The 4,264-nt window shown below is 36.4% G+C and carries 3 protein-coding genes; 2 read left to right on the top strand and 1 reads right to left on the bottom strand.

The features are described from left to right. Positions 1-454: 454 nt before the first annotated feature. A complete protein-coding gene (locus F902_RS20445; RefSeq protein ID WP_004762671.1) occupies positions 455-1,624 on the bottom strand; it encodes a MobA/MobL family protein in 1,170 nt (389 codons plus the stop codon). A gap of 306 nt (positions 1,625-1,930) precedes the next feature. Here F902_RS20445 and F902_RS20450 point away from each other — a divergent pair, with 306 nt between their 5' ends. Further along, positions 1,931-2,707 carry a hypothetical protein gene (locus F902_RS20450; RefSeq protein WP_004762676.1) on the top strand — a complete coding sequence of 259 codons (777 nt, stop codon included), beginning with the start codon at positions 1,931-1,933 and terminating at the stop codon, positions 2,705-2,707. A gap of 224 nt (positions 2,708-2,931) precedes the next feature. Then, complete coding sequence (locus tag F902_RS20455; RefSeq protein ID WP_004762678.1) at positions 2,932-4,131, top strand: hypothetical protein; 1,200 nt, start codon at positions 2,932-2,934, stop codon at positions 4,129-4,131. The last annotated feature ends 133 nt before the right edge of the window (positions 4,132-4,264 follow it).

The following is a 4,264-nucleotide window of genomic DNA, read 5'->3' on the forward strand; positions in this document are numbered from 1 at the left end:
AGTAGTCAATCCCTCATAGTTAGTAGTCAATCCCTCATAGTTAGGAGCTGAAAGCCTTTCTGTTAAAGCCTTTCAGATAGCCTAAAAGATTTAAAAGATTTAAAATATATTAAAAAGGATAAGAATGAAAAATTGCCCTTGGTTTTCGCTTCGCTCAAACTCTATTGAATCTCGCTTTCGCTCGATTCGAGAGGCAATTTTTTGGTTAATACTTTCGTGACTTTTAGAAAAAGCAAAAGCAACTCGGAATTCGCTTCGCTCATTAGTTTTTTATGCTCGCTCCGCTCGACCTAGATGCAAATTAAATCTGTTCGCACCCTTTGGGATGCTCTGTATCTCAGTCTCAGCAGCAAAGGGGAGCTTGTAATCAGGGAAAAAGCATGGCGAAAATTTTAATTGAGTCTGTTCGCTCGTAGACACTCGCTCTGTAAGGCCTGAATAAAGCCAGATAATTTTAAAAACCTGGACCACCGTAATCATAATCATCAGTTTTAGGTTGTACTGGTTCTGATTGAATCGGTTTAGGGGGCTTATTCTGCGTGGGTAATGGATTCTTTGGTGGTGAATACACGTCAAACTCAAAGCATGGTGTTGAGTTACGTTGTGAATCCTTCAATTTTTGATTCATGTTATGAATATTCCAGTCTTCTTGATGCAATATAGGCTCTTGGGTCTTGATAATTTCACTAAAATCTTTTTGCAGTTTTTCCTTATTTTTCTGATTCTTCACTAAATAATTCAGGTAATACATCACCTCCAATGATGAAAATGGATGGTTTTCAGCACTATAAAAATATTCATGTTGTTGATCTAATTGCTTTTGGCGTTCTTCGAGTTCTCGTTCTTTTTGATTGTGTTCTCGAATTTTTTGGATCTGGGCGAGATATTCCGCTGTCGCGTTTTGTTGACCAACGCCTAGCTTAGGCTCAGGAAGATACAAAGTGCTGTGGATCTCGTTATATTTTTCATAGCTGTCTGCTGAAACCTGATTTTTGATGGTGATGTCTTGGCCATCCAATGTGTAGGTGACGGTAGGGCAGTGCTGTGCAAGGGCATCATTCAGATGGTTTTCCCATTGTTTTCGGATATAGATTAAAAAAGTGGAATAGTCTGCGTGGCCATCCTGCAGCTGGATTTTCTTTGCACCGCCTTTGCTTGGATCTTTGGGGTTATAGCGTTTGAAATATTGTTCGGCTGTCCGTTCAATACTGTCATCGGCTTTTAGCGAGAACATGATGTGACAATGAGGCTGATCTTCGCCACTGAGGCGCGATTTAACGTTATGTATGGCGTATGAATGCGGATATTGCTGTGGAACTATATGTTTGTCTAAAAACGTCTCTATGAGCGTTTTACGCTGTTCTGGCGTGAATTCGTTGGGGAGGGCAATTTCATACTCCATGTAGACTTTGGCATTGGCTCGCTCAAAAGTATCAGCGGCTTTCCAAAACTCAATGGGATCTTTCACCCAGGACGGCATGCATTTGCCAGGTTCAACGTATTCTAAAATTTCATCACTTTTTTTGCGGACGTTTTCGTATTGCATCAATCGGGCAATATAGAGGTAATGCTGAATGGCGTAGCCTTTATTTTTACTTTTGACGCTGAAGTGATAACTGGCCATGCTCACCTTTTTGTTGGTCTGGGATCGGTTTTTATGCAGTGAAACGGAATGAAAACCGCCCGGATTTGGAATGCCTGGATGGCTGAAAAATCCGGTTGAAGGGGGTCAAGGGGGAAGCGCCCCATTGCGTACTAGTTTCTCCGATCAGGAGAAACTGTCAAGTGCGAATTATTTAAATAAAAAATAGAAATTCTTTTCAAGAAATTTTATTTTTTATTTAAATAATTATTTTCAGACTGCCCTCTTTAAATATGGTAAAACCATATTTAAAGAGGTTGCAGTTCTGAAAATTTGGTGGCCGATGATATGACACTAGAAAAAGCAAAAAAGCGTGGTAGACCTTCTCAACTTTTACAAATGGCAGAGTTACATGCTTTCGTTGAGTTTTTATTAGAAAAAGATCCTCGTTCGGAACTTCAAAATCAGGTTATTGATGCACTACAAGCTGAAGACTTTAACTTTGAAATGTTGTCTGAAGCTCAGCAGATTCTTGTGAAAGAAGCGTTAAAACCGTACCGTGAGCATTTGAAGCTTCAGTTGTTGTTTGATGAGTTGGTGAGAACTCCGGGAAGGACTAAGTATGAAGAAAAATTTTTGGAGCTGTACCAAGATTATAAAAAAGATGATCTAGATCCAGCTGAAATGAATATCCTGAAAACAATGTGTACGCGCTATCTGAATTTTAAAGCGCAAAAGCTTGAATACAGTGACTTGGAGCTGTATTTGAGTCAGATTCAGAAAAAGGATGCCGGGAAAAAACGTAAAGCTGAAAATCAACGTAAGTTTGAAGTGGGCGGTGGGGTTTTAAGTCTTTATAAAGTAAAAGATGATGAAAATTTAGACAGTAAAAAGTTTCTAAAAGGAATCGAAATTGACCGTTTTCTTGCCGGGAAATTTCGTCAATCTCAACTTTATAAAAAGGTTTGGGCACTAGAGCGACCAAATACAGAAAAGTATCAACTACTTTTTGAGGTTCTCCATCAGCTGTCTGGATATAGCCTAAAAGGGCAGACTTTAACGCTTCTCGATTTAGCGATTATAGATGCTCAAAAAAAGATAAAAAGTAGGTCTGAAAAAGAATGAATTTTTTGACTGTCCGCTTTTTAGCTGACTTTTCTATTTTGGCAATTGTAAATTTATGCGAAATTTATTATTTTAAAAATAAGGTCGCCTACCGTACTTACGCATGAGTAGAAAAGGGATAAAAAACCATAGGTTTAATTTTTAAAGCCATATCTAAAATTTAATTTTCTTAAGTATCAACTCGTTTGGTTCTTAGCATTTAAACATGCGTTGCTAGAAGTCTTATGACACCAAAGATTCTTTGTATAAAGAGTTTAGAGTTGGAAGTAGAGAAAATTATGTCTATTCAAGAATTCGCATTTCAATTATCTAAAAAAATTCAGGAACAGCATTCTGTAAAGATTAGCCGTTCACATATTTATGAATTAATTGCTTTAGATCAGGACTATAGGACCTATAGCTCTTTTGTTGCTCAAAATCTTTTACTTGATGCTCAATATGATGATTCTGAAGAATATTATCAGCATGAATTAATTGATGCCCTAACTCTAGAAATATTGAAAAATCCGCCTGAAACAGATTATCTAAATTATAGTGAAGATGACCTTCATTGGGATGATTATGAAGGTAATGCTTTACTGGAAAAGATTAAAAAAATCACCATAAGACTTAAGGATTTACTAAAATTCGATGCGTCAGAGGAATTATATTTATCGATTTCTAAAACGGTCTATCGAGAACTTTTATGGCTTAACTTAGAAGTTATTAACTTTAATGTCGTAAGAAAAGCACTAAGTTATATCGATTTTGAAAATGGGATGGTAGATCACCTAGAACTTGATGGTGAATATTTCGAGTTTTCAGAAATTGGGGAGGCTTTTGAAAAGATTTTATCTTATGCGAAAGACCGTAAGAATGCTGATGCATATGCTCTATTAGGTGCTTATTATCGTTATTTAGCAAATCAAATAGCTCCTTATGGTCGACATGAATCAAATTTTGGGAGTCGTTGGGACAATCATAAACAAAAATATATCAATTCTGATGAGACTAAGAAAAATAAAGAAAAGTATGAAGAATACATAAAGCAAGCTGAACACTTTGAATCTTATATTAAAAATTCACCTATGAATCTTCATGAAATTAATTTGGATGCAGACAAGGAAACAGTTTACAACCAGATTCTGTACTTGTGTAATCGAGGTGATACGAGTGCTATTGAATACTTCCTGTATGAAGAAATTTTCAAAAATCATGGAGAAGCATGGTTATACATCTACTTAGCTCAAATGTGTGGAGTTGATTTCACGCAGGATGATTTTAGAGCCTACAATGCTTATACAGGTGAGGATTATGATGACTATGGACCTATGGAAATCGCAGGTCGTGAGGCAATTCAATATGCTATAGATTTATCAGAACTAGATGTTGATAAAGATAATTTAGCTAGGAAGATTGCTGCAGAGTTATTTGAGAAAATTTAATTCATAGTCTTATAAAAAAGAGAATTTGAAATCTGTATTTGACTCATAAAATACAGATTTCATTATCATCGTTTAACATCCTGGGATAAGTTGTAGAAAGGCTGCTCTAACTTCAGAAAATTCGGCTTGAGGG

Origin of the sequence: Acinetobacter higginsii (assembly GCF_000369525.1) — a bacterium.
Taxonomy (GTDB): Bacteria; Pseudomonadota; Gammaproteobacteria; order Pseudomonadales; family Moraxellaceae; genus Acinetobacter; species Acinetobacter higginsii.